21 protein-coding genes are annotated in these 25,173 nt (G+C 71.0%); 12 read left to right on the forward strand and 9 right to left on the reverse strand.

The features are described from left to right. Positions 1-86 precede the first annotated feature (86 nt). Positions 87-557 carry an SseB family protein gene (locus tag JNO44_RS21870; RefSeq protein WP_016571781.1) on the reverse strand — a complete coding sequence of 157 codons (471 nt, stop codon included), beginning with the start codon at positions 555-557 and terminating at the stop codon, positions 87-89. A gap of 189 nt (positions 558-746) precedes the next feature. On the opposite strand from JNO44_RS21870, the gene JNO44_RS21875 reads away from it, so the two are divergent. The 6 genes from JNO44_RS21875 to JNO44_RS21900 all read left to right on the forward strand — a co-directional run bounded on the left by JNO44_RS21875 (position 747) and on the right by JNO44_RS21900 (position 9,463). Then, positions 747-2,573 (forward strand): acyl-CoA dehydrogenase, encoded by a 1,827-nt coding sequence (locus JNO44_RS21875; protein ID WP_039634869.1) that lies wholly within the window; start codon positions 747-749, stop codon positions 2,571-2,573. A gap of 303 nt (positions 2,574-2,876) precedes the next feature. After that, positions 2,877-4,172: a M18 family aminopeptidase gene (locus JNO44_RS21880; protein WP_205365759.1), complete on the forward strand. Its 1,296-nt coding sequence runs from the start codon at positions 2,877-2,879 to the stop codon at positions 4,170-4,172. 1 nt (position 4,173) lies between these two features. Then, positions 4,174-6,168 carry an AfsR/SARP family transcriptional regulator gene (locus tag JNO44_RS21885; RefSeq protein ID WP_205365760.1) on the forward strand — a complete coding sequence of 665 codons (1,995 nt, stop codon included), beginning with the start codon at positions 4,174-4,176 and terminating at the stop codon, positions 6,166-6,168. A 156-nt stretch (positions 6,169-6,324) separates the two neighbouring features. Further along, entirely contained in the window at positions 6,325-7,146 is an 822-nt protein-coding gene (locus tag JNO44_RS21890; protein ID WP_205365761.1) for a DUF4232 domain-containing protein, read from the forward strand. Positions 7,147-7,487: 341 nt separating this feature from the next. Further along, on the forward strand, positions 7,488-8,387 hold the full coding sequence (locus JNO44_RS21895) for an NlpC/P60 family protein (RefSeq protein ID WP_205365762.1): 900 nt from the start codon (positions 7,488-7,490) through the stop codon (positions 8,385-8,387). A gap of 185 nt (positions 8,388-8,572) precedes the next feature. Beyond that, positions 8,573-9,463: a helix-turn-helix domain-containing protein gene (locus JNO44_RS21900; protein ID WP_205365763.1), complete on the forward strand. Its 891-nt coding sequence runs from the start codon at positions 8,573-8,575 to the stop codon at positions 9,461-9,463. A gap of 225 nt (positions 9,464-9,688) precedes the next feature. Here the strand turns inward: JNO44_RS21900 and JNO44_RS21905 are convergent, their stop codons facing one another. Further along, a complete protein-coding gene (locus JNO44_RS21905; RefSeq protein ID WP_205365764.1) occupies positions 9,689-11,515 on the reverse strand; it encodes an NHL domain-containing thioredoxin family protein in 1,827 nt (608 codons plus the stop codon). A 64-nt stretch (positions 11,516-11,579) separates the two neighbouring features. On the opposite strand from JNO44_RS21905, the gene JNO44_RS21910 reads away from it, so the two are divergent. Both JNO44_RS21910 and JNO44_RS21915 read left to right on the forward strand, forming a co-directional pair. Next, a complete protein-coding gene (locus JNO44_RS21910) occupies positions 11,580-12,110 on the forward strand; it encodes an LURP-one-related/scramblase family protein (protein WP_073446589.1) in 531 nt (176 codons plus the stop codon). 238 nt (positions 12,111-12,348) lie between these two features. Then, the gene (locus tag JNO44_RS21915) at positions 12,349-13,173 is read left to right on the forward strand and encodes a maleylpyruvate isomerase family mycothiol-dependent enzyme (RefSeq protein WP_039634857.1); all 825 of its coding nucleotides are present in this window, start codon (positions 12,349-12,351) and stop codon (positions 13,171-13,173) included. A gap of 179 nt (positions 13,174-13,352) precedes the next feature. Here the strand turns inward: JNO44_RS21915 and JNO44_RS21920 are convergent, their stop codons facing one another. From JNO44_RS21920 to JNO44_RS44480, 3 genes are all read right to left on the reverse strand, one after another. Beyond that, positions 13,353-14,606: an MFS transporter gene (locus JNO44_RS21920; RefSeq protein ID WP_275695809.1), complete on the reverse strand. Its 1,254-nt coding sequence runs from the start codon at positions 14,604-14,606 to the stop codon at positions 13,353-13,355. Positions 14,607-14,725: 119 nt separating this feature from the next. Continuing rightward, entirely contained in the window at positions 14,726-15,418 is a 693-nt protein-coding gene (locus tag JNO44_RS21925) for a GntR family transcriptional regulator (protein ID WP_205365765.1), read from the reverse strand. A gap of 135 nt (positions 15,419-15,553) precedes the next feature. Next, the gene (locus JNO44_RS44480) at positions 15,554-16,408 is read right to left on the reverse strand and encodes a GNAT family N-acetyltransferase (protein ID WP_205365766.1); all 855 of its coding nucleotides are present in this window, start codon (positions 16,406-16,408) and stop codon (positions 15,554-15,556) included. Positions 16,409-16,612: 204 nt separating this feature from the next. Between JNO44_RS44480 and JNO44_RS21935 the strand changes: the two genes are divergently transcribed. Continuing rightward, positions 16,613-16,789 carry a hypothetical protein gene (locus JNO44_RS21935; RefSeq protein WP_167390791.1) on the forward strand — a complete coding sequence of 59 codons (177 nt, stop codon included), beginning with the start codon at positions 16,613-16,615 and terminating at the stop codon, positions 16,787-16,789. A gap of 106 nt (positions 16,790-16,895) precedes the next feature. Here JNO44_RS21935 and JNO44_RS44485 read toward each other — a convergent pair whose 3' ends face one another. From JNO44_RS44485 to pdhA, 3 genes are read right to left on the reverse strand one after another with little or no spacing between them, the layout of a single operon-like run. Beyond that, the gene (locus tag JNO44_RS44485) at positions 16,896-18,374 is read right to left on the reverse strand and encodes a dihydrolipoamide acetyltransferase family protein (protein WP_205365767.1); all 1,479 of its coding nucleotides are present in this window, start codon (positions 18,372-18,374) and stop codon (positions 16,896-16,898) included. Positions 18,375-18,395: 21 nt separating this feature from the next. Then, positions 18,396-19,379: an alpha-ketoacid dehydrogenase subunit beta gene (locus JNO44_RS21945; RefSeq protein ID WP_067349365.1), complete on the reverse strand. Its 984-nt coding sequence runs from the start codon at positions 19,377-19,379 to the stop codon at positions 18,396-18,398. Positions 19,380-19,381: 2 nt separating this feature from the next. Beyond that, the gene (gene pdhA / locus JNO44_RS21950) at positions 19,382-20,599 is read right to left on the reverse strand and encodes a pyruvate dehydrogenase (acetyl-transferring) E1 component subunit alpha (RefSeq protein ID WP_205365768.1); all 1,218 of its coding nucleotides are present in this window, start codon (positions 20,597-20,599) and stop codon (positions 19,382-19,384) included. 325 nt (positions 20,600-20,924) lie between these two features. Here pdhA and JNO44_RS21955 point away from each other — a divergent pair, with 325 nt between their 5' ends. The 3 genes from JNO44_RS21955 to JNO44_RS21965 all read left to right on the forward strand — a co-directional run bounded on the left by JNO44_RS21955 (position 20,925) and on the right by JNO44_RS21965 (position 23,224). Continuing rightward, positions 20,925-21,584 carry a response regulator gene (locus JNO44_RS21955; protein WP_275695760.1) on the forward strand — a complete coding sequence of 220 codons (660 nt, stop codon included), beginning with the start codon at positions 20,925-20,927 and terminating at the stop codon, positions 21,582-21,584. Positions 21,585-21,711: 127 nt separating this feature from the next. Then, positions 21,712-22,128, forward strand: coding sequence for a pyridoxamine 5'-phosphate oxidase family protein (locus JNO44_RS21960; RefSeq protein ID WP_067349359.1), 417 nt, complete (start codon positions 21,712-21,714; stop codon positions 22,126-22,128). A 52-nt stretch (positions 22,129-22,180) separates the two neighbouring features. After that, entirely contained in the window at positions 22,181-23,224 is a 1,044-nt protein-coding gene (locus tag JNO44_RS21965) for a phosphotransferase (RefSeq protein WP_205365770.1), read from the forward strand. A gap of 26 nt (positions 23,225-23,250) precedes the next feature. Here JNO44_RS21965 and JNO44_RS21970 read toward each other — a convergent pair whose 3' ends face one another. Further along, positions 23,251-24,921: a protein kinase domain-containing protein gene (locus JNO44_RS21970; protein ID WP_205365771.1), complete on the reverse strand. Its 1,671-nt coding sequence runs from the start codon at positions 24,919-24,921 to the stop codon at positions 23,251-23,253. Between the last annotated feature and the right edge of the window lie 252 nt (positions 24,922-25,173).

Here is a 25,173-nt window from a genome sequence, read left to right on the forward strand (position 1 = left end):
GAGGTTTCCGCAGGTCAGCGGGGAGAAGAAGGGGTGGAGGCAGGCCGCCCCGAGGGCATCGTCGGCGGCCCGCCCAGCAATCCCGGCTAGCCGTACATCCGGCGCATGGCGAAGTCGACCATCTGCTCCACGGCCTTCGCGTCGAAGACCATCCGGTGGTCGCCCTCCATGTCGAGGACGAATCCGTAGCCGGTCGGCAGCAGGTCGAGCACCTCGGCGCCGGTGATCACGAAGTACTTGGACTCCTTGCCCGCGTACCGGCGCAGCTCCTTGAGCGAGGTGAACATCGGGATCACCGGCTGCTGGGTGTTGTGCAGCGCCAGGAAACCGGGGTTGTCACCGCGCGGGCAGTAGACCTTGGACGTCGAGAAGATGCCCTGGAAGTCCTCGGCCGACATCGAGCCGGTCGTGAAGGCCCGCACCGCGTCGGCGAGGGAGGGCGGGGACGGCTCGGGATACAGCGGCTGCTCGCCGTAGCCCCCGGGGGCCGGTTGCTGCGGCGGGGGCGGCGCTCCGTACTGCTGCCCGGCGCCCGCGTTCTGGTCGTAGCCGTACATGCGCCACAGCGTACTGATTCGGGGTGGCGCGGGGGACGCTCGTCACAGATCGGCCGTTAGGGGTTGCTTCTTATTACTGATGGGTAGCATCATCGTAGCTACTTGCTGGTATTGCGTATCGAGGTCCCTTCCTCGCGTCGAGGTCTTCCTCGTACAGAGGCCCTCCCGAACCCTTACGGAGCCGTACCCATGGGGCACTACAAGTCGAATCTCCGCGACATCGAGTTCAACCTCTTCGAGGTGTTCGGCCGTGACAGCGTGTACGGCACCGGACCGTTCGCGGAGATGGACGTCGACACCGCCAAGAGCGTGCTGTCCGAGATCGCCCGACTCTCGGAGAACGAGCTGGCCGATTCGTACGCCGACGCCGACCGGAACCCCCCGGTCTTCGACCCGGACACCAACACCGCGCCGGTGCCGGACACCTTCAAGAAGAGCTACCAGGCGTACATGGACGCCGAGTGGTGGCGCCTGGGCATCCCGGAGGAGATCGGCGGCACCACGACGCCGCGTTCCCTGCTGTGGGCCTTCGCCGAGTCCATCCTGGGATCGAACCCCGCCGTGTGGATGTACGCCTCCGGTCCGGCCTTCGCAGGCGTGCTCTTCGAGGAGGGCACCGAGCAGCAGAAGCACATCGCCAAGGTCGCCACGGAGAAGGGCTGGGGCTCCACCATGGTGCTGACCGAGCCCGACGCCGGCTCGGACGTCGGCGCCGGCCGCACCAAGGCGGTCAAGCAGGAGGACGGCTCCTGGCACATCGAGGGCGTGAAGCGCTTCATCACCTCCGGTGAGCACGACATGGCGGAGAACATCCTCCACTACGTCCTCGCCCGCCCCGAGGGCCACGGCCCCGGCACCAAGGGCCTCTCCCTCTTCCTCGTGCCGAAGTACGAGTTCGACTTCGAGACCGGCGAGCTGGGCGAGCGCAACGGCGTCTACGCCACCAACGTCGAGCACAAGATGGGCCTGAAGGCGTCCAACACCTGCGAGATGACCTTCGGCGACCGCCACCCCGCCAAGGGCTGGCTGATCGGCGAGAAGCACGACGGCATCCGCCAGATGTTCCGGATCATCGAGTTCGCCCGGATGATGGTCGGCACCAAGGCGATAGCGACCCTCTCCACCGGCTACCTCAACGCCCTGGAGTACGCCAAGGAGCGCGTGCAGGGCGCGGACCTGGCGGCGTTCACCGACAAGTCCGCCCCGCGCGTCACGATCACCCACCACCCGGACGTGCGCCGCTCGCTGATGACGCAGAAGGCGTACGCCGAGGGCATGCGCGCCCTGGTGCTGTACACCGCCACCGTCCAGGACGAGATCCTGATCAAGGAGGCCGCCGGCGAGGACGCGTCCGCCACGCACGCGCTGAACGACCTGCTGCTGCCGATCGTCAAGGGCTACGGCTCGGAGCGGTCCTACGAGCAGCTGGCCCAGTCGCTGCAGACCTTCGGCGGCTCCGGCTACCTCCAGGAGTACCCGATCGAGCAGTACATCCGGGACTCCAAGATCGACACCCTCTACGAGGGCACCACCGCCATCCAGGGGCAGGACTTCTTCTTCCGGAAGATCGTCCGCAACCAGGGCGCCGCCCTGACCCAGCTGGCGGAGACGATCAAGACGTTCCTGGCCGACGCCGAGGGCGGCGCCGAGCTGGAGCAGGCCCGCGGCGAGCTAGCCAAGGCCGCCGAGGCCCTGGAGGGCATCGTCGGCGCCATGCTGACCGACCTCGCCGCCACGGAGAAGGACGTCAAGTCCATCTACAAGGTCGGCCTGAACACCACCCGCCTGCTGATGGCCTCCGGTGACGTCGTCGTCGGCTACCTGCTCCTCAAGGGCGCCGCGGTGGCCGCCGAGAAGCTGGCCGGTGCGTCGTCGAAGGACAAGCCGTTCTACGAGGGCAAGATCGCTGCCGCGAAGTTCTTCGCGCACAACGTCCTGCCCGGCGTGGCGCTCCAGCGCACGCTGGCCGACTCCATCGACCAGTCCCTGATGGAGCTCGACGAGGCCGCGTTCTGAGCCTCTGTTGAGTCCTGACGGTCCGGGAGCTGTTCCCGGACCGTCACGGGGTTCTCACAAACCTCTCAGAATCAATGCCGACACTGATGGTGCCCGCCTCTTCTTCCCCCGGGGAGGCGGGCATCGTCATGCCGGGACGGATGGTGCGGACGAGCCCACCGGTGCCCGTGCGGCCGAGTGGGACCGGAATCGGGCGCTCCACCGGCGCATCCGCTCTGGAATGGGAAAATCGTGGCCGGAAGGCAACGGAGTCGCGGCCTAGGGGCACGCGGTAGAGCGGAGTTGGCTCCTTATGCTGAATCCATGACCAACTCCGCCCGCTTCGACCGCGGCCACACCGACGACCTGATGTCCTTCCTCGCCGCCAGCCCCTCGCCGTACCACGCGGTGGCGAACGCGGCGGAACGGCTGGAGAAGGCCGGCTTCCGGCAGGTGGCGGAGACCGACGCATGGGACGGCCGGAGCGGCGGGAAGTACGTGCTGCGCGGCGGCGCGATCATCGCCTGGTACGTGCCCGAGGGCGCGAGCGCCGCGACCCCGTTCCGCATCGTCGGCGCGCACACCGACTCCCCCAACCTCCGCGTCAAGCCGATCCCGGACACCGGCGCCCGCGGTTGGCGGCAGATCGCCGTCGAGATCTACGGCGGGACGCTGCTCAACACCTGGCTCGACCGCGATCTGGGGCTCAGCGGCCGGGTGACCCTGAGCGACGGCAGCAACCGGCTCGTCAACGTGGACCGGCCGCTGCTGCGGGTGCCGCAGTTGGCCGTGCACCTGGACCGATCGGTGAACACCGAGGGCCTCAAGCTCGACAAGCAGCGCCATATGACGCCGATCTGGGGACTGGGCGAGGTCGCCGAGGGCGATCTGATCGCGTTCGTGGCGGACGAGATCGGGGTCCCGGCCGGCGACATCAAGGGCTGGGATCTGATGGTGCACAGCGTGGAACCACCCGCCTACCTCGGGCGCGACCGCGAACTGGTCGCCGGGCCGCGGATGGACAACCTGCTGTCCGTGCACGCCGGTACGGCGGCACTCGCCGCGGCGGCAGCCGACGGCGGCCGACTGTCCGGCATCCCGGTCCTGGCCGCCTTCGACCACGAGGAGAACGGCAGCCAGTCGGACACCGGCGCGGACGGCCCGCTGCTCGGCACGGTGCTGGAGCGTTCGGTCTTCGCCCGCGGCGGCGGGTACGAGGACCGGGCCCGGGCCTTCGCCGGCACCGTCTGCCTGTCGTCGGACACCGGGCACGCCGTACACCCCAACTACGGCGACCGGCACGAGCCGGGGCACCACCCGATGCCCAACGGCGGACCGATCCTCAAGGTGAACGTCAACCAGCGGTACGCGACCGACGGCAGCGGGCGGGCGGTGTTCGCCGCGGCCTGCGAGCGGGCCGGTGTGCCCTGGCAGTCCTTCGTGTCGCACAACTCGATGCCGTGCGGCACCACGATCGGCCCGATCACCGCTGCCCGGCACGGCATCCAGACCGTCGACATCGGTGTCGCGATCCTGTCGATGCACTCGGCCCGCGAACTGTGCGGCGCCCAGGACCCGTACCTGCTGGCGAACGCCCTCACGGCATTCCTGGAGAGCTGAGTTGGAATTCTCGCTGCTCGGCCCGATCTCCGTGACAAGCGGCTCCGAGGAGCTGTCGCTCGGGCCCGCCAAACGGCGCAGTGTGCTGGCACTGCTGCTTTTGCAGCCCAACACCACCGTCCCACTGGAGCAGTTGATCGACTCCCTGTGGGAGGACGAACCGCCCGAGCACGCCCGTACGGTCGTGCAGGGGCATGTCTCACGGCTGCGTGCCACGCTGGCCGCGGGCGGAGCCGAGGCGTACGGCATCGAGCTGGCCACGCACGGCTCGGCCTATCTGCTGCGGCTGCCGGAGGAGCTGATCGACGCTCACCGCTTCGGTGAGCTGGTCGCGTTGGCCCGTCCGGAGGCCGCGCCGGCCGATGCCGTGCCGCTGCTGCGCGAGGCGCTGGGGCTGTGGCGCGGGCCGGCACTGACCGGCACGGTCACCAGCCCGCCCTTCGCCGCCGCCGCGCACGCCCTGGAGGAGCGCAGGCTGTCCGCCGTCGAGGCCCTGGCCCGGGCGTACAGCGTGCTCGGCGAGCAGGAACAGGCCGCGGCCCTGCTGTACTCCGCGGCCGTCAACCACCCGTTGCGGGAAGGTCTGATCGCCGCGCTGATGCGGGCGCTGTTCCGGACGGGGCGGCAGTCCGACGCACTGGAGTGGTACCACCGCACCCGGCGGCTGCTCAGCGAGGAGCTGGGGGTCGATCCGGGTGAGCGGCTGCGCGCGGCGTACGAGGAGATCCTGCGGGCGGAGGCCACGGACAGGGGGCGGAAGGCCGCGGAGCCGGCGCGCGGGGCCAAGGACGCGTCGACCGAGGGGCGCGCGTTTCACGTGAAACCTGACGGCACCGCACCGTCGCCCGAAGGCGGGAGCACCGGCGCGGCCGGCGGGACGGCCACGCCTGCAGGGGCGGAGACCGGTCGGGAAAGGGCCGGTGCGGCGCCCCGGCTGCTTCCCCGGCCGCCCGCGCGCTTCCTGGGACGGGAGTACCAACTCCAGGCCCTGACCGAAGCGTTGGCGGACCGTACGACCGGGGAGAGCCCGCTGGCCGTGGTCGCGGGCCCGGCCGGCGTCGGCAAGACCGCGTGTGCCGTGCAGTGGGCGCATCTGCACGCCGGGGCCTTCCCCGACGGGCAGCTCTTCGCCGATCTGCGCGGCTTCGGCGAGGGCGACGAGGCCGCGCCGGCCGAGATCCTGCGCGACTTCCTCCTGGCGCTCGGCACCCGTCCGGAGCGGGTGCCCGGCTCCGCGCAGGCCGCCTCGGCGCTGTTCCGCTCGCTGGTGGCCGAACGCCGGCTGCTGGTCGTCCTGGACAACGCGCGGAGTTCGGCTCAGGTCCGACCGCTGCTGCCCGGCGGTCCGCACTGCGCCACGGTCGTCACCAGCCGCAGCCGGCTCGACGGGCTGGTGGCCACGGACTGCGCCTGGCCGGTGGGCCTCCAGGCCCTCGGCCACGAGGAGGGAGCAGCGCTGCTCGGTGCCATGCTCGGGTCGGTGCGGGTCGCGGAGGACCCGGCCGCGGCCCGGGAGTTGGTGGATCTGTGCGACGGGCTGCCGCTGGCGCTGCGGGCCGCGGCGGCGCAACTGACCGCCAGGCCGCGCTGGCGGCTGGCCAGGCTGGCCTCGGCGCTGCGCGACGAGCGGCGGCGGCTGGCACTGCTGTCGGCGGAGGACACCGGGATCGCGGCGGCGCTGCGGATGTCCGTCGCCCGGCTGTCCGCGGACGACGCGCGGCTGCTCCGGGCGCTGGCGAACAGCCCCGACGGGCATCTCAACGCCTCCGCTGCGGCGGCGCTCGCCGGGTCCGACCAGGAGCGCACCCAGGACGGCCTGGAGCGGCTCGCGGAGATGCACCTGGTGGACGAAGAGGCCACCGACGTCTACACGATCAGCACCCTGACCCAGCTGTTCGCCCGGGACGAGGGCGGGGACGGCGAGCGGGGACGGGAGAGCGGCGACGGAACGGAGCCCGGGGGGCAGGGCGGACGCCCTGGTGGCACGCCCCGCTGAGCGGCGCGGGGCGGACGTTAGGCAGGCGTTAGTGGCACGGCAGCGGCGGTCGGCAATCTTGTGGTCAGACCGCAGGACCGACCGGGCCGGGCGCCGACCAGGCCCGGCCACGCCACGGAGCGCAGCACAGCGCCCGTCGACCGGGGGAGACCGGACATGCCACGCACCGACGCCACCGCCGCCCGTCTCTCCCGCATGGCCCGGCGCCGTACGCTGCGGATCGCCGCGGCCGGGCTGACCGCCGTCGCCGCGCTCACCCTCACCGCCTGCGGCGGTCAGGACAACCCGCTCAAGACCAGCGACGCCAAGCCGTTCAACCCGGCCCCGCAGGACTCCAAGGACCCGGCGGCCGACGGCGGACAGAGCGGGCAGGGCAAACAGGACAGCAACGCGCCTACGGGGAACGGCAGTAAGGACAGCAAGGGCGACAAGGACGGCAACAACAGCAAGGGCGGCACCACCGTCACGGACAGCACTGCCAGCGCCGGGAAGCACGGCTCCTCGGGTGGTGCGGGCCCGTCCGCCAACGGCGGGGGCACGGGCTCCGGTGCCCGGCGGACCGCCTGCGACGCGGCGAAGATCCGTATCGTGGCGAAGCCGCTGACCCGCCCGATCAACCACCTGATGCTGCAGGCCACCAACACCTCGGGCGCCACCTGCGACCTCTACGCCTACCCCTACCTGCAGTTCGACAACGCCCAGGCGGCGGTGGCCGACATGCCGGACAGCAAGCCGCAGGCGGTGGTCACGCTGACTCCGGGGGAGTCCGGCTACGCCAGCGTGCTGCTGTCCGGGGCCGACGGCGGCAGCAACGGCATCAACGCGACCTCGCTGTCCGTCAGCCTCTCCGGCCGGGACGGCAACGGGAGCGTCGGCGGCTCGGCAAAGGTGGCACTGCCCGGCGGCTCGGCGTACATCGATGACAACGCGCGGGTGTCGTACTGGCAGACGGACCCGAACACGGCGGCCTCCTGGTAATCCGGGCCATCGCCCGAAGGCACTCCGCCGCCCCCAAAGCAGGGCGCCCGCGAATCCCCCGGCGGGCGCCCTTTCTCCGCGCCGGCCTCCCCCAGGGAGGTCGGCGACGCGCGGCCCGGGCCGCCCGCGGCTGTCCCGTCATGTCCCAGCACGCCCCCGACGGCGTCCCGAAAACCCCCGCCTACCGGAACGTCCTCGCAGGTCACAGCCTTGTGAGAGGGCAGGTGCGTCCCACGGGACGCGGATCGGCCGTTCGTCGTCCGCGTCCCGCCCCAGCATGGTCCCCGTCGCCGCGAACCGATCAGGAGAACGGCACGGACCGATGACGCGGAGGGGCACGCATGGCCGAACACGGCACCACGCAACCAGGGGACGGCACAACCCCCGTGGAGGGCGCGGGATCCGCACTCCGTCGGGCCCTGCTGCGCCGCGTGCTTCCCGCGGCCGCCGTGGCCGGTCTCGGCATCACCGGGGTCACCGGGGTCGCGCACGGTGCCGCAAGCGACGCACAGCGGACCGCCCGCGCCGACTTCCCCACGTGGGGCACCCGTTGGGTGGTGCACGCCGGCGCCGACACGCGCTCCCCCGCCGTGGGGGTGATCAACACCTCCGGGCCGGGCCGGGACCGGATCACCGCCGACTACCAGGTCGACACCGGCCACCGGGTGTGCGAGGGCAGCGCCTGCTCGACCTTCATGGCCCACATCACCGGGCCGGTGAAGGGCTTCCTCACCGTGGTCGCGGTGGCCATACCGCAGGACCGGCTGCCGGGCATACCCGTCCACGGCGGTCAGCCGCCGCAGCAGCCGGGCAGTTCGCGCCAGGAGATGCTGGCGCGCGCCGCCACCTGGCTGACCGCCGACAACGGCGCGCAGGTCCCGTACAGCCAGGCCAAGGTCTGGAAGGACGGCTACCGGCAGGACTGCTCCGGCTATGTGTCGATGGCCCTCGGGCTGCCGACGCCGGGCACCAATACCGTGGGCCTGGCCTCCGACCGCGGCCTCACCCGGCCCATAGCGCTCGGCGCGTTGCAGGGCGGCGACCTGCTCATCGACGCGACGGGGGACAACAACAACCGGCACGTCGTCATCTTCGAGAAGTGGAACGACGCCGCGCACTCCTCGTACACCGCCTTCGAGCAGCGGGGCGGTCACGGCACCGACCACCGGAGCCTGACCTACGGCCTGCCGGGCGGCGACGCCGAGTTCACTCCCTACCGGCCCGTGGCGTTCGGCGACTGAACGACGCCGGCGAGCGGACTCGGTACGTCCGACGGATCCGGCACCACCCTCACGGAGCCGCGGCGCGCTGTTTCACGTGAAACGTCACCGAACGGTCCGTGTTCGTTCCGGATCACGTAACGAGGGGCACTTCCGTCACAGGGGAGCGGAAGTGCCCCTCGCACGCGCATGTCCACTGTGCTGGAATGCGAGACGTGCCTGGCCATGAGAACCACGCCACGAACATCCGCCGCAAACCCCTCGCCCCACTCCCCGCAGAACTCTCCGGTCCCGCACGGGACTTCGTCGCCGCCTTGCGCCGTATGCACGGCGAACTGGGATACAGCCTCCAGCAGTTGGCGGGACGGCTGCCGGCCAGCCGCTCCTCCCTCTCGCGGTACCTCCGCGGGCAGAGCCTGCCCGACGAACGGCTGCTGGTGCAGTGGTGCAAGCTCTCGTTCACCGGCGAGGACCGGCTGCCCGCGCTGGTGGAACTGCTGCACCGCGCCCAGGAGGCGGCGGACGAGGCACCGGCGGCCGCCGCGGAGCCGCACACCGGGACCGGACCGGGCGCCGAGGAGCCGGCGGGACCTCAGGACGCGGAACCCGGGGATGCCCCGTCCGGGCGGCGCCGGCTGCGCCTGCTGCTCGCCGGGCTCGGCACCGCCGCCGTGCTCGCCGGGGCCGCGTTCGCCGTCCTGGCTCTGACCGGCGCGGACGCCGGCAGCCGGAGGGACGGGGGCGACGGCCGGGAGCCGGCCGCCTCGGCCCCGGGACCGACCGCCGGATCCGCCCGGATCACCGTGAACAACGTCGAACGGGCCTGCCAGCACAGCCACACCGACTACTGCGCGCTCGGCCTGGCGCACGACCCCTATGCGCCGTATGAGCGGCGCAACGTCGTGGGGCACGTCTGGCACGGCGAAGTGCTGCGCGCCGTGTGCAAGATCGCCGACGGGATCACCGTCACCGACGAGGCCGGCGGGCACAGCAGCATCTGGTTCCGGGTCGACCACGACGGCGGTCCGGCCTGGATGCCCGGCATCCGCGTCCGGCCGGACCAGCTCGACGACGAGCTGCCCCGCTGCCGGAACTGACGGGGACCGGGTTTGGCCGTGCACGCCGGGGAAAGACGAGCCCAGGGCCGCGCGGAACAAACCCGTCCTGGCCGTGACAACGGCAGTCGCTATGGTGGCCCGTGCTTCACCAACTGGTACAGCAGCCTTTCCGCCGCCAAGCTGGAAGCCGGCGTCGGGTAACGGACCCCGCGCACCGGCCTCCCGCACTCCCCCCAGGTAGCCCTGGCCCGGCCCTGGCCGGGGCTATTCCGCGTCCAGTCCCGCCAGCACCAGCCCCAGGCGGGCCGCGCCGTCCTCGGTGATCCGGACCGGAACGCCCCAGTCCTGCTGGTGCACATGGCAGGCCGGGTACTCGATGTCCGGGGCGTCGTCGCAGGACGCGGCCATCGCCGAGACATGCAGCACGCCCTCGGTCACGCCGTCCGCGAGGACCAGGTCCCGCACCAGATCCGTACCCGCGCCCGACCCGTCGGCGAGCAGCTCCGGCGGCGTGGCGCTGACCAGCAGCCGCGTCGAGGGGCCGTAGCGGGTGTCGAGCTTCTGGCCGGCCGGGGCCTGGAAGACCACGTCGAGGCGGAGCGTGCCGGGGGCGACGTCGGTGGCGGCGCGCTGGGTGCGGTGCGCCACCGACTCCACGCGGACCGCCTCCTCGGGGAGCCGGAGCCGGGTCAGCCGGTGGCGCGCGGACTCCACCACCACGATGTCGTCGTCGACGAGGACCGCCGCGGAGGGTTCCCGCAGATCCGTCGCGAGCGTGGTGACCTCGCCGCTCGCCGGGTCGTAGCGGCGCAGCGCGTGGTTGTAGGTGTCCGCGACGGCGACCGAGCCGTCGGGCAGCGCGGTCACCCCCAGCGGGTGCTGGAGCAGGGCCTGCTCGGCCGCGCCGTCGCGGTGCCCGAAGTCGAAGAGCCCGGTGCCGACGGCCGTGCGGACGACGTAGCCGTCACCCGGGGCGGCCGGGTCATCGTGCGCGGCGCGCTCGATCCAGCGCACCGCGCTGGTCTCCGAGTCGGCGATCCACAGCCGGTCGCCGGCCGCCGCGAGCCCGGAGGGCTGGGCGAACCACGCCTCGGCGGCGGGGCCGTCCACCAGTCCCTCGTTGGTGGTGCCGGCCGCCACCGCCACCGTGCCGTCGGCCGGGTCGTAGGTCCAGATCTGGTGCACTCCGGCCATCGCGATCCACAGCCGGTCCTGCCACCAGGCGAGGTCCCACGGCGAGGAGAGGTCCACCTCGCGCGCCGGGCCCGAGGTCGGCGAGCCCTGCCACCACTGCTTACCGGTGCCGGCCACGGTCTCCAGGGCGCCGGTCGCGGGGTCGAAGACCCGGATGGCGTGGTTGACGGTGTCCGCGACGGCGACCGTGCCGTCCGGCAGCAGCGCCAGCCCCTGCGGCTCGTTGAAGGAGTCCGGGCCCAGCCCGCGCTCGCCGGTCCCGATCCGGCGCACCACCTGCTCGCCGTCGGCCGCCAGCTCCACCAGCTGGTGCCGGGTGGTGTCGGAGACCAGGAAGGTGCCGCCGGGCAGCCGCACCGCCTTGCCGGGGAAGCGGAGGTCGGTGGCGACCGGCTCCGGCGGTACGTACGGCCCGTCGCCCCGCCGCAGCGTGCCCTTCTCGGTGTGCTCGGCGATCAGCTCCTCGACGAGCTTCCCGATGGCGTGCGCATGGCCCTCGCCCGCGTGTTGGGCCACGACGTAGCCCTCGGGGTCGATCACCACCAGCGTCGGCCAGGCCCGCACCGCGTACTGCTTCCAGGTCGCCAGCTCCGGGTCGTCGAGGACGGGGTGCTCGACGCCGTACCGCTCGACGGCGTCCACCACCGCCTGGTGCTCGGCCTCGTGGACGAACTTCGGGGAGTGCACGCCGATGATCACGACCGAGTCGCGGTGCCGCTCCTCCAGCTCCCGCAGCTCGTCCAGGACGTGCAGGCAATTCACACAACAGAACGTCCAGAAGTCGAGGATGACAATGCGTCCTCGCAGGTCAGAGAGGGTGAGGTCAGTTCCGCCGGTGTTGAGCCAGCCACCCTTGCCGATCAGCTCGGGGGCCCGGACGCGCGCACGTGAAGCCATGTGGACATTCAACGTCACTCCGGTGCGCACGCATTCCGCAGGGGGCAGGGGGAACACGTCACCCATGCTGCAATCCCACGGGGGGCACTCCCCGCGCTCCCGCAAGTACGTCGTGCACGACCGGATCTTCGGCATCGGCGAGGACTACTGGGTCGACGACGATCACGGACGGCACGCCTTCCTCGTGGACGGGAAGGCGCTCCGCCTGCGGGAGACCTTCGAGCTCAAGGACACCGAGCGGCGGGTGCTGATCACCATCCGCAAGAAGATGTTCAGCCTGCGCGATGCGATGACCATCGAGCGGGACGACCAGCCGCTGGCGACGATCAAGCGCAAGCGGCTGTCGCTGCTGCGCCACCACTACCGCGTCGAGCTGGTCGACGGCACCGAGCTGGACGTCAGCGGCAAGATCCTGGACCGGGAGTTCGCGGTCGAGTACGACGGTGAGCTGCTCGCCGAGATCTCGCGGCGCTGGCTGACCATGCGCGAAACCTACGCGGTCAACGTCGTACGGGAGGACGCGGACCCGGCGCTGCTGATCGCCGTCGCGGTCTCGGTGATCCGGATGGCGGAGCGGGAGCGCGAGGACGACTGAGGAGGTGCCAGGCGTACCGGCCAAACCACCCGAATCGGGCGCCGGTTGACCGGTTTCGCCGACTCCGCACCAATCCGGGGAAACGAATCGCGCACAGTACCACCGGCAACGCTTTCGACCGGCCCCGCCGTCGAACATCCGCCTACGATGGTCACCCGAAAGCACTGCCGGGGTGCCCGTGCGCAGCGTAACTTAACTGCCAGACAGCAGCCCGCGTACGAACCGTTCGAGGGGTCCCGTGACCGTCCATCCCAGCCTTCAGTCCTCCATCGATGCCTGGACGCACTCCATAGAAGCGATAACCGAGCTGGTGACTCCGCTCGTCGAGGGTGAGTGGAACAGGGCGACGGACCTCCCAGGCTGGTCCGTGCGCGACATCGTCTCCCACGTCATCGGCCTGGAATGCGAGATGTTGGGCGACCCCCGGCCGATCCACACACTGCCCCGCGACCTCTACCACGTGCGCAGCGAGTCGGCCCGCCGGATGGAGGTCCAGGTCGACGTCCGTCGGCACCACACCGCACCGGAGATGCTCAGCGAGCTCGAATACACCGTCATCCGGCGTTCCCGGCAGCTGCGGAACGAGACCCGCCAGCCGGACACCGTGGTGCGCAGCCCGCTCGGCGAGGACCGCACACTCGAATTCATCCTGGAGCAACGGGCGTTCGATGTCTGGGCGCACGAGCAGGACCTGCGCCGCACGCTCGGGCAGCCCGGCAACCTCGACTCGCCCGGTGCGCTGGTGGCCCGCGATCTACTGGTTCGGGTCCTGCCCGGCATCGTCACCAACCGGGCCAAGGCGCCGGCCAGTTCGACGGTGGTCTTCGACATCAGCGGTCCGGTGGAGTTCATGCGCACCGTCCGGGTCGACGCCGAGGGGAAGGCGACCGTCGACGGCAGCGTCTCGCTGGGCCCGACGGTGACGCTGGCGATGGACTGGGACACCTTCCACCAGCTGGCCTGCGGCCGGGTCCGTCCGTCGACGGTCGCCGAGCAGGTCAAGATCGACGGTGACCAGGAGCTGGCCCAGGCCATCCTCGACAACCTCGCGGTGACGCCGTAACGGAGCCCGCGACGGCAGCCGACGGGCAACCGGCGGCGCTGACGGGACGCGGTCCTCAGCCGGCCCGCACCACTGCCCGCCGGCCGGACGGTGCGCAGGGAGTTACCCGTTTCACGTGAAACGATCTCCTTGGTTTCACGTGAAACGGTTGCCGCGGTTGCACACCGGCCTCGGCCGCGTCAGGCCGGGACGTGGACGGCCTCGACCCTGCTGACGACCAGACGTTCCCGCTCACGCCGGGCTGCACGGCTGCGCAGCCGGAGGATCTGCGTGACACCGAGCGCCTCCAGCACGAAGACCGAGGCGAACGCGATCCGGTAGTTGTCTCCGGTGGCGTCGAGCAGCATGCCGACGGCGAGCAGGGTGGTCATCGAGGCGGTGAAGCCGCCCATGTTGACGATGCCGGACGCGGTGCCCTGACGCTCCGGCGGATTGGCCGGCCGCGCGAAGTCGAAGCCGATCATCGAAGCGGGGCCGCAGGCACCCAGCACCACACAGAGCATGACCAACAGGCCCATCGGGGCGTGTGTGGTGGGCCAGCACAAGGTGAGCGCCCACAGCAGCGCGGTGGCCGCGACGGTGCCCAGCGCCAGCGGCAGGCGGGCCGCGTGATGGCGGGCGATGATCTGCCCGTAGACCAGGCCCACGGCCATGTTCGAGAGCACGACGAGGGTCAGCAGTTCGCCGGCCGTACCGCGGGAGAGGCCCTGTGCCTCCACGAGGAACGGCAGTCCCCACAGCAGCAGGAAGACCATCGCCGGGAACTGGGTGGTGAAGTGCACCCACATGCCCAGCCGGGTGCCGGGCTCGCGCCAGGCGTTCGCGATCTGCCGGCGGACGAAGGTCGCGCCGCTGTGCTCGCGGGGCGTGGGCGGCGGGGCGAAACCCTCGGGATGGTCCTTGAGGAAGAGCAGCAGCAGGACCAGTACGGCGATACCGCCCAGGGCACTGCCGGCGAAGGTCGTCGTCCACCCGAAGGTGTGCAGCAGCCGGGCCAGCACGAGCGTGGAGATCAGGTTGCCCGCCATCCCGACCAGGGCCGCGATCTGGGCGATCATCGGCCCGCGGCGGGCCGGGAACCACCGGGCACCCAGCCGCAGCACGCTGATGAAGGTCATCGCGTCACCGCAGCCCAGCAGCGCCCGCGAGCCGAGCGCCATGCCGTACGCGTCCGAGAACGCGAAGCCGAACTGGCCGGCGGTGTAAAGAACCACGCCGAGGGCCAGGACCTTCTTCGCGCCCAGCCGGTCGACCAGCAGGCCGACGGGTATCTGCATCCCGGCGTACACCAGCAGTTGGAGGATCGAGAAGGTGGAGAGCGCGGACGCGTTGATGTGGAAGCGGTGGGCGGCGTCCAGGCCGGCCACGCCGAGGCTGGTGCGGTAGGTGATCGCGACGAAATAGACCGCAACGCCGACGCCCCAGACGGCTATCGCCTTCCGGCCGCCGGGCGGATCCGAGGGCAGCAGCCGGGCGCCGCCCCCGACGATGCCGCCGCCTATGCCCCCTCCGGTGGAACCGCCGCTTCCGGCGATGCCGTCGGCACTGCTGCTCATCGCTGGTCCCCCTGCGCGAGATTGCGGACCCAGCTGACGTGCCGGTGTACGGCGTCGGTGGCGGCCTCGGCGTCACCGGCCCGCAGCGCCTCGAGGATTTCGGTGTGCTCGGCGATGTTCTTGGCGATCCGGTCGGGGTGGGCGTGCATCACCGCGACGCCCATCCGCAGTTGCCGGTCGCGCAGTTGCTCGTAGAGCCGGTCCAGGATCTGGTTGCCGGCGCTGCGCACGATGGCGGCGTGGAAGGCGCGGTCGGTGACCGACACGGCGGCCAGGTCGCCCGCCGCGGCCTGCTCCCGCATGGTCTCCACCAGTTCGCTCAGCTCGTTGATCAGTGCCTCGCCGGCGGGCACGGCCTTGGCCGCCGCGTGCTTCTCCACCAGCAGCCGGGTCTCGACGACATCAGCGATCTCCTGCGCGGAGACCGGCAGGACCAGCGCGCCCTTCTTCGGGTAGAGCTTGATCAGCCCTTCGACCTCCAGCCGCAGCAGTGCCTCGCGGACCGGGGTGCGCGAGACCCCCACCGCGTCGGCGAGCTCGCCTTCGGTGAGCAGCATCCCGCCCTCGTAGCGGCGTTCCAGGACGGCGTCCTTGATGTGGGTGTAGACCCGCTCGGCGGCGGGCGGCTGCTTCGTGGGAACGGGACCGGTCTCCCTTGTCGGGGCGGTGGAGGTGGACGCTGATGGCATGTGCACAGGATAGATACAACAGGTATGCGTCCGGTACGTCATTCCGCGATGCGGACGATCAACGGGGTGTTTGTCCTGGTAGAGGCGTTATGAGGGCCGGCCGGCACCCCTGCCGGGGCGCCGGCCGACGCGGGCTCAGGCCGTCATCCGCCCCTGCGCGACCAGACGGTCCACCACCTGGCGGTGGGCCGGCGCACAGCGCACGAAGGACTCCTCGCGGTCGAACCACGCGTACTCGGCGATCTCCCGGCCGGGAGCCGGTTCGATGTCCTGGGGACCGCCGGTGAAGCAGGTCATGTGCAGCCGCCGGCCGTTCTTGCCGTGTGCGACGTCATGGACGACGAACGCCTCCGACAGGTCCTCGGCGGGAATGCGCAGGCCGAGTTCCTCGGAGAGCTCCCGAGCGAGCGCCTGGCGCGCGGTCTCGCCCGGCTCGTACTTGCCGCCGGGGAGGTAGAAGGTGTCGTTGCCCCTCGTCCGGACGCTCAGCAGCCGCCCGTCACGCACATGCAGCCAGGACACCGAGCGCAGCGGCGCCTCGCGTGCCACGGTGATGAGCGGGTGGCCGGTCCGGTCGTCGATCCGCCGCCCGCGCTCGGTGAAGCCCAGGCCCGCGTAGAACCGCCGCCCGCGGGCGTTCTCCTCGAAGACCTCAAGGGTGAGCGCGCCGTAGCGCGACGCCGCGTGCTCCACCAGCTCCCGGCCGATGCCGCCGCCCTGCGCCTCGGGAGCCACGAACAGCCCGCCGATCTCGACACCGCCGTCCTCGCCGCCGCCCAACAGGCCGAGCAGTCCGATGACGGCCCCGTCCCGCTCGGCGACCCAGTTCTCCGCCTGGACGAGATACACCTCGCGAAGGACCCGCGCCCGTTCTCCTTCGCCTTCCCCCTCGATGAACGGATGCGCCTGCCGTGACGCCCTGGACCACAGGTCGCACACCGCGTCCTGATCTGCTTCCCGATAGCGCCGAATGACCGTGTGACTGCTCATTTCGCCGACCGTAAACAGCCGGGGCAGCTGCGGCAAACCCCTTTTCCGGGGCCCGCCCCTGCCGAGAGGGGGACTCCAGGGGGATCTCCGGTCCGACTCAAGGCGTATGCGAGTCCGTACCTGACGCGTACGGATCGGGCCCGAATCCCATGGGTGAATAGAGGTACGGAGCCGATACGGCCCACCGGACAAGGGGAGTTGACCATGCAGTCCAGGACGCACACCGGCCACCGCGCCCGCAACGCCGTCGTGCTGGCCCTGATCGTCGCCGCCGTATGGGCGGGCGCCGCACTGACCCGTGGCGCCGCGCAGGCGGACCCGTCCGCGCCGACCGGACCGGTGGCGCACTTCAGTCGCGTGGTCGAGCTCGTTCGGGGCTGAGCAACGACAAGGGGCGGTGTTTCACGTGAAACGCACCGACCGTTTCACGTGAAACACCGCCCCTGCCGCCGTCACGGGCTCGGCCCGGACGGTCAGTCCCGGCGGCTCACCCCCAGGTGATCAGCCGCTTGGGCCGTTCCAGGATCGCCGCAATGTCCGCGAGCAGCTTGGAGCCCAGTTCGCCGTCGATCAGACGGTGGTCGAAGGAGAGCGCGAGGGTGGTGACCTGGCGCGGCTTGACCTCGCCCTTGTGGACCCACGGCTGGAGCTTGATCGCACCGACGGCGAGAATCGCCGACTCCCCCGGGTTGAGGATCGGGGTCCCGGTGTCGACGCCGAAGACGCCGACGTTGGTGATGGTGACCGTGCCGCCGGACATCGCCGCCGGAGAGGTCTTGCCCTCGCGGGCGGTGGCCACCAGCTCGCCCAGCTCCGTGGCGAGCTGGGGAAGCGTCTTGACGCCCGCGTCCTTGATGTTCGGGACGATCAGACCGCGCGGGGTGGCCGCGGCGATCCCGAGGTTGATGTAGTCCTTGTAGACGATCTCCTGGTTCGCCTCGTCCCAGGAGGCGTTGACCTCCGGATGGCGCTTGATCGCGACCAGGAACGCCTTGGCGACCAGGAGCAGCGGATTGACCCGCAGCCCCGCCATGTCCGGGTCCTGCTTCAGGTCCTGGACGAGCTTCATCGTCCGGGTCACGTCGACGGTGATGAACTCCGTGACGTGCGGCGCGTTGAAGGCACTGGCGACCATCGCCTGCGCGGTGGCCTTGCGCACGCCCTTGACCGGCACCCGCCGCTCGCGAGCGGCGTCGAAGGCGACCACGGGAGCCGCGGCCGGGACGCCCACCTCGGGTGCGACGGGCGCGACGGCCGGTGCCGCCGCGGTCGGTGCGGCGGCCGCGTAGACGTCGTCACGGGTGATGACGCCGCCCGGCCCGGTCGGGGCGACCGTCGCGAGGTCGATGCCCAGGTCCTTGGCGAGCTTGCGGACCGGGGGCTTGGCCAGCGGCCGCTCGGCGGCCGGTGCGGAGGCGGCGGGCACCACCGGCGGCGCGGGCACGGCCACCGGGGTGGCGACCGGCGCCGGCGCGGAGCGCCCGTTCAGCTCGGCCTGGAGGCCGACGCTCACCGGCTCGGTCTGGCCCGGCACCGCGGGCTGCGGCTTGCGGGCCCGACGCTTGGTCGAGGACGGCGCGGCGCCGTAGCCGACCAGCACCGCCTGCCGGCCCTGCGGCTCCTCGTCCTCCTCCGCGGTCACGGCGGGCGCCGCGGCGGCACCGGGCTGGTCCGCGACGGGCCCGGCACCCGGGTCGGTGTCGACCGAGATGATCACGGTGCCGACGTCGACGGTGGTGCCCTCGTCGAAGTTCACCGCGTGCACCACCCCGTCGTAGGGGATGGGCAGTTCGACGGCGGCCTTGGCGGTCTCGACCTCGCACACGACCTGGCCGTCGGTGACGGTGTCACCGGGCTGGACGTACCACTTGAGGATCTCCGCCTCGGTGAGGCCCTCGCCCACGTCGGGCATCTTGAACTCGCGGATGCGCTGCGTGTTCGCGGCGCCGGCGGTCCCTGCAGTCATGGTCACGACTCTCCTCAGCCCTCAGTACGCCAACGCGCGGTCAACGGCGTCGAGCACCCGGTCCAGCCCCGGAAGGTACTCGTCCTCCAGCCTGGACGGCGGATAGGGGGCGTGGAAGCCGCCGACCCGCAGCACCGGTGCTTCCAGGTGGTAGAAGCAACGCTCGGTGATCCGGGCGGCGATCTCCGCGCCCGAGCCGAAGAAGACCGGCGCCTCGTGGACCACGACCAGCCGGCCGGTCTTCTCGACCGAGGACTGCACGGTGTCGAAGTCGATCGGGGAGATCGAGCGCAGGTCGACGACCTCGACCGACTTGCCCTCCTCGGCGGCGACCTTGGCGACGTCCTCGCAGACCTTCACCATCGGGCCGTAGCCGACCAGCGTGAGGTCGGAGCCGGGCCGGGTGATCCGGGCCTTGTGCAGCGGGTCCGGGATCGACTCGGTGTCCAGGCGCGACTTGTCGTGGTAGCGGCGCTTGGGCTCGAAGTAGATGACCGGGTCGTCGCCCGCGATGGCCTGCTGGAGCATCCAGTAGGCGTCGGAGGAGTTCGAGGGAGAGACGATCTTGAGGCCCGCGACATGCGCGAAGAGCGACTCGGGGGACTCGGAGTGGTGCTCGACCGCGCCGATGCCGCCGCCGTAGGGGATGCGGATGACGACCGGGACCTTGACCTTGCCCAGCGCCCGCGCGTGCATCTTCGCGAGCTGGGTGACGATCTGGTCGTAGGCGGGGAAGACGAAGCCGTCGAACTGGATCTCGGCGACCGGGCGGTAGCCGCGCAGGGCCAGGCCGATCGCGGTGCCGATGATGCCGGACTCGGCGAGCGGGGTGTCGATCACCCGGTCCTCGCCGAAGTCCTTCTGGAGTCCGTCGGTGACCCGGAAGACGCCGCCGAGCTTGCCGACGTCCTCGCCCATCACGAGGACCTTGGGGTCGGCCTCCATGGAGGCGCGCAGCGACGCGTTGATCGCCTTGGCGATGGTGATCTTCTCGTGGACGGCCATGGTCAGTTCCCCTCCGCGGCGGCTTCGGCATCGGCGAACGACGCCTGGTAGGCGGCGAACTGCGCGCGCTCCTCGTCGACGAGCGCGTGCCCGTCTGCATAGGCGTTCTCGAAGATCGCCATGTGGTCCGGGTCGGGCATCGCCCGTACGGCATCGCGGACCCGCTTGCCCAGGGTCTCGCTCTCCTCGTCGATCGCCGCGAGGTACGCGTCGTCGACGAAGCCCTCGGCCTCCAGGTACTTCCGCAGCCGCAGGATCGGGTCCTTGGCCTCCCAGGCCAGCCGCTCCTCGTCGGCGCGGTACCGCGTCGGGTCGTCGGAGGTGGTGTGGGCACCCATCCGGTAGGTGAACGCCTCGACGAGCATGGGGCCTTGGCCGGTGCGCGCCCGGTCCAGTGCCGCCTTGGTCACCGCCAGGCAGGCCAGGACGTCGTTGCCGTCGACCCGGACGCCGGGGAAGCCGAAGCCGCGGGCGCGCTGGTAGAGCGGGACGCGGGTCTGCTTCTCGGTGGGCTCGGAGATCGCCCACTGGTTGTTCTGGCAGAAGAAGACGACCGGGGCGTTGTAGACCGCGGAGAAGGTGAAGGACTCGGCGACGTCGCCCTGGCTGGAGGCGCCGTCACCGAAATACGCGATGACCGCGGAATCCGCGCTGTCCTTCTGCACGCCCATCGCATAGCCGGTCGCGTGCAGCGTCTGCGACCCGATGACGATGGTGTAGAGGTGGAAGTTGTTGCTGTTGGGGTCCCAGCCGCCGTTGTTGACACCGCGGAACATGCCCAGCAGGTTCGTCGGGTCGACGCCGCGGCACCATGCCACGCCGTGCTCCCGATAGGTGGGGAAGACATAGTCGTCGTCGCGCAGCGCGCGGCCCGAGCCGATCTGGGCGGCTTCCTGGCCCAGCAGCGAGGCCCACAGGCCCAGCTCGCCCTGACGCTGGAGGGTGGTCGCCTCGGCGTCGAAACGCCGGGTCAGCACCATGTCGCGGTACAGACCTCGCAGTTCCTCGGGAGAGAGGTCGATCGCGTAATCCGGGTGCTCGACCCGCTTCCCTTCGGGGGTCAGCAGTTGTACGAGCTGGTCCTGCTCCGCCTCGTCCGACCGGGCGCTGTTCCTGGTCCCGGACTGCGTCGCCTTTTTCGTCGGCGTCGCCTTTTTGGCGGTGGTGCGCTTGCTGCCGCCGCGGGCGGTTTTCCGCTCGGCAGTGCCTTCCACGGTCACGTGCTGCTCCTCCGTCTGTCCGGCCCCCGGGGTCCGCCGGTGGCCGTTTGCGGCTCACCCGGTATCCGATACGGCGCACGGGGTGTGTGCGAACGCGGCCGGATCCGGGTGGAACAAAGCGCCCCGGAGTGGCCTGCTCATTGCACGTTACCCATTGTCAAAGCCGAAGTGGAAATGGCGCTGACCTGCGATTTTGCTTGGATTTCCAAGTAAATCGCGAAGGCTGGGAACAACTCCTGGTCACAGCGTTGCAGGCCGCCGGGACAACGGCACGTTATATCGGTGACCTGGAGCACGGGAAGAGTTGATGTGTGAGACTGGGGATGTGCGCGAAGACGGAAAAATCACGGTTTTCCTGCTCGATGACCACGAAGTGGTCCGGCGGGGCGTCCACGAAATGCTCTCGGTCGAGGAAGACATCGAGGTGGTCGGCGAGGCCGGCACCGCGGCCGATGCGCTGGTCAGGATCCCTGCGACGCGTCCGGACGTGGCCGTGCTCGACGTCCGGCTCCCGGACGGCAGCGGTGTCGAGGTCTGCCGTGAGATCCGCTCGCAGAACGAGGACATCAAATGCCTGATGCTCACCTCGTTCGCCGACGACGAAGCCCTCTTTGATGCGATCATGGCCGGTGCGTCCGGTTATGTCCTCAAGGCCATCCGGGGCAGCGAACTCCTCTCCGCGGTCCGCGACGTGGCGGCCGGCAAATCACTGCTCGACCCGGTGGCCACCGCCCGCGTCCTGGAACGACTCCGCGACGGCAGCGCCGCGAAGGGCGACGACCGACTGGCGAACCTCACCGAGCAGGAACGCAAGATCCTCGATCTGATCGGCGAGGGACTGACCAATCGCGTAATCGGCGAACGGCTCCATCTCGCCGAAAAAACGATCAAGAATTACGTTTCCAGCCTGCTTTCCAAGCTCGGCATGGAACGCCGCTCGCAGGCCGCCGCGTATGTTGCCCGCATGCAGGCCGAACGGCGCTGACCAGGAGAAAAACTCCGGCCGCGGCCGCGGAGGCGGCGATTCCGCGGCCGGACACAGGGACCAACGTCCCTCCGACCTGGGGCTGCCGCCCCTATCCGCCGCCCCGCCGGGCGGGCAGGGTGGGATCATGCCCACCGACGTCTTCCGTGCCATCGAGCTGCTCAGCAGGACCCCCTACGGTCGGGTGTCGGCGAGCCGCCGGGCGCTCCCCTTCACCACCGTCACCCGGCACATCGTCGTCGACGACCGCGTGATCCTGCGGCTGCACCGCGGCTACGACTACCACCGCGCACTGGACGGCAGCGTCGTCGCGTACGAGGCCGACAACGTCAACAGCGGCGCCCGCGACACCTGGTCCGTGCAGTTCACCGGCACCGCCCGGGTCATCGAACCCACCCCGGCCGAACGGGAGTTGTTCGGCCGCACCCCGCGGCTGGCCGACGGGGTCCCGTACGACCCGGTCTTCCTGCGGATAGAACCGGAGTTCGTGACGCTGCATCACCTCACGGATGTCCCGGTCTTCGGATATGCACACCCTCTGTAAGGCTTTCCGGTACACCCACTCCACTGGGCGACGTTGATCTAACATCTGGCGCGTGCTGCGCTCATCTGTAGTCCGGTCGGCGGCGACGCCCGACCGCGACACCCTCGGATCCCTGCTGCGCCACTACGACAGCGCCGGGGCACCGCTGTCCTGCGAGCCCGTCGCCGAGGGGCTGCTCAACCACGGCTACTTCCTCGCCACGACCCGCGGCCGCTACTTCCTCAAACACCACCTCGACGGCGACCGCGCCGCCCTCACCCGGCAGCACCGCGCCACCCGCCGGCTGGCCGGGCTCGGTCTGCCGGTCGTCCCTCCCGTGACGGGCGCGGACGGCCGGACCTTCACCGTGCTGGACGGCCGCTGCTACGCCCTGCACCCCTGGATCGAGGGCCGGCACCTGAGCGGCGCGGTGCTGACCGTCGGTCAGTCGCGCCGGCTCGGCGCCCTGCTCGGGCTCGTCCACACCACGCTGGAGCAGGTCATGGCCGATGAGCCGGCACCGCCGCGGCCGCCCGGCACGGACGCCGCCGCCGACCCCGAGCGGACCTTCGAGACGATCGACGAGCTGCTGGCACTGGCCCGCGGCGCCCGACCCCGCACCAGCTTCGACGAGCTCGCCGAGCACCGTCTGCTGGAGCGCCGGACCCTGCTGGAGCGGCAGGCGCACCGTCGCCCGGCGCCCGGCACGGAGCCCCCGGCGGGCTGGGTGCACGGCGACTTCCACCCGCTGAACGTGCTCTACCGCGGCACCGAACCGGCCGCGATCGTCGACTGGGACCGGCTGGGCGTCCAGCCCCGCGCCGAGGAGGCGGTGCGCGCCGCCGCGATCTTCTTCGTCCGCCCCTGCGGGACGCTGGACCTGGCGAAGGTCGCCGCGTACGCGGGCGCCTACCGCAGGGTGTGCGGCGCCGGTGCCGACGAGCTGGCCGCGGCCGTCCACCGGGTCTGGTGGGAGCGGCTGAACGACTTCTGGATGCTCACCTGGCGCTACCGGCTCGGCGACCGACGCACCGATCCGCAGTTCCCCGCCTCGGCCGCGCTGGCGGTGTGGTGGACCCGCGCGTATCCGGCCGTGCGGAGGGCGTTCACGGGCTGACGCGCGAGGCGTCAGCCCGCCCTCGGTCAGCCGGCGGTCGTCCCGCCCAGCGGAGGCGTACCGCCGCCGGTGGTGGTGCCGCCGTTGTTGGTGCCACCGTTGGTCGTCCCGCCATTGGTCGTCCCACCATTGGTGGTGCCACCGTTGGTCGTACCGCCATTGGTCGTCCCACCATTGGTGGTGCCACCGTCCGTCGTCCCGCCGTCGGTGGTGCCGCCGTCGGTGGTCCCGCCGGTGGTCGTCCCGCCGGTGGTGCTGGTCGGCGGCTCCGAGCTCGGCGGCTCCGAGCTCGGCGGCTCGGACGACGGCTGAGTGCTGGGCTCACGGCTCGGCCGGTGGGTGTAGGTGTTCCCGCCACCGCTGGTGCCGCCCGGGTAGGTCTCCGGGGTGGTCTGCTCGTCCGTCGGCGGCTCGGTGGTCCGGTCCGACTCCGAGGGCTGCGGGGACCGCGTGATCGGCGTCTTGGGCTTGTGCCCGCTGTCGCCGGTGTTCTGCAGGGCGAAGGCCACGCCCACGCCGATGGCGATCAGCGCGAGCACCGCGATCAGCCACGCCTTGCCGCGGCCGCCCTTGGCCCGGCGGTAGCCGCCCTCGAATCCGCCGTCGTCGTCCCGCATCCCGGGCGCCAGCATCGGCTGCGCCGCGGTCTGCCCGGCGTCGGGGTGGGACAGCGCGGTGGTCTCGGCGACGCCGCCGCGGAGGGCCATGGTGTGGCCGCCCTCGGGCATCGCGACCGGACCGGTGTTCCAGGTGCCGGTGTGGCCGCCCTGCTCGTGCAGCATCTGCAGCGAGTACTGGACCAGACCGCGCATCTCCTCGGCGCTCTGGAAACGGTCGTCGGGGTCCTTGGCCAGCGACCGCATGACCAGGCCGTCCAGCTCCGGCGGCACCGAGTCGGCGACCTGGGAGGGCGCCACCGGCATGTCCTGGACGTGCTGGTAGACGACCGAGAGCGGGGTCTCACCGGTGAACGGCGGCCGCTGCGCGAGGAGTTCGTAGAGCAGGCAGCCGGTGGCGTAGAGGTCGGAGCGGGTGTCGACGGTCTTGCCGAGCGCCTGCTCCGGGGAGAGGTACTGCGGGGTGCCCATGACCATGCCGGTCTGCGTCATGGTCGACTGCGCGCCGTGCAGGGCACGGGCGATGCCGAAGTCCATCACCTTCACGGCGCCGCTGTTGGTGATGATCACGTTCGCGGGCTTGATGTCGCGGTGCACGATGCCGTGCTGGTGGCTGTAGGCCAGCGCCTCCAGCACCCCGGAGACGATGATCAGCGCCTGGTCCGGCGGCGGGGCGTCGGCGTTGAGCAGCAGATCGCGGATGGTGTGGCCCTCGACCAGCTCCATCACGATGTAGGGCACGGTGTTGCCGCCGACGAAGTCCTCGCCGGAGTCGTACACGGCCACGACCGCGTGGTGGTTCAGGCCGGCCACGGACTGTGCCTCGCGGGTGAAGCGGGCCTTGGACACCGGATCCTCGGCGAGGTCGGCGCGCAGCAGCTTCACGGCGACGGTACGGCCCAGGCGTACGTCCTCGGCGGCGAACACCTCCGCCATGCCGCCACGGCCCAGCCGGCGCGTCAGCCGGTAGCGGCCGTCACCGACCAGTCCGCCGTTGCCCCACATCTCCGGTGCGTCGTGGACATTGGAGCCGGTGGCGTCAGGATCGGACGGCCCCTGGGGGCTCTGCGTCGGTGCCATCGGTCCTCGCCGTCGAATCGATCCGCATCACAGCGGTAAGGTCTCGGTCTTCGCTAGAGCACGCTACAGGTTCCGCGGCACCCACCGGTCCGTCGTGGACCGGCCATCAAACCTTCCTCTTACCAAGTGTGGCAAGTTCACCAGGGGTGATCGGAGGCACCGAACCCTCCACGATCGTGCCCGGATCTTGCACATCTGGTCACGGAACGGGCACACAGCTTGACGTGTCCGCGGCCTGGGGCAGACTTGGCT

The organism is Streptomyces noursei (assembly GCF_016917755.1).
GTDB classification, from domain to species: domain Bacteria; phylum Actinomycetota; class Actinomycetes; order Streptomycetales; family Streptomycetaceae; genus Streptomyces; species Streptomyces yunnanensis.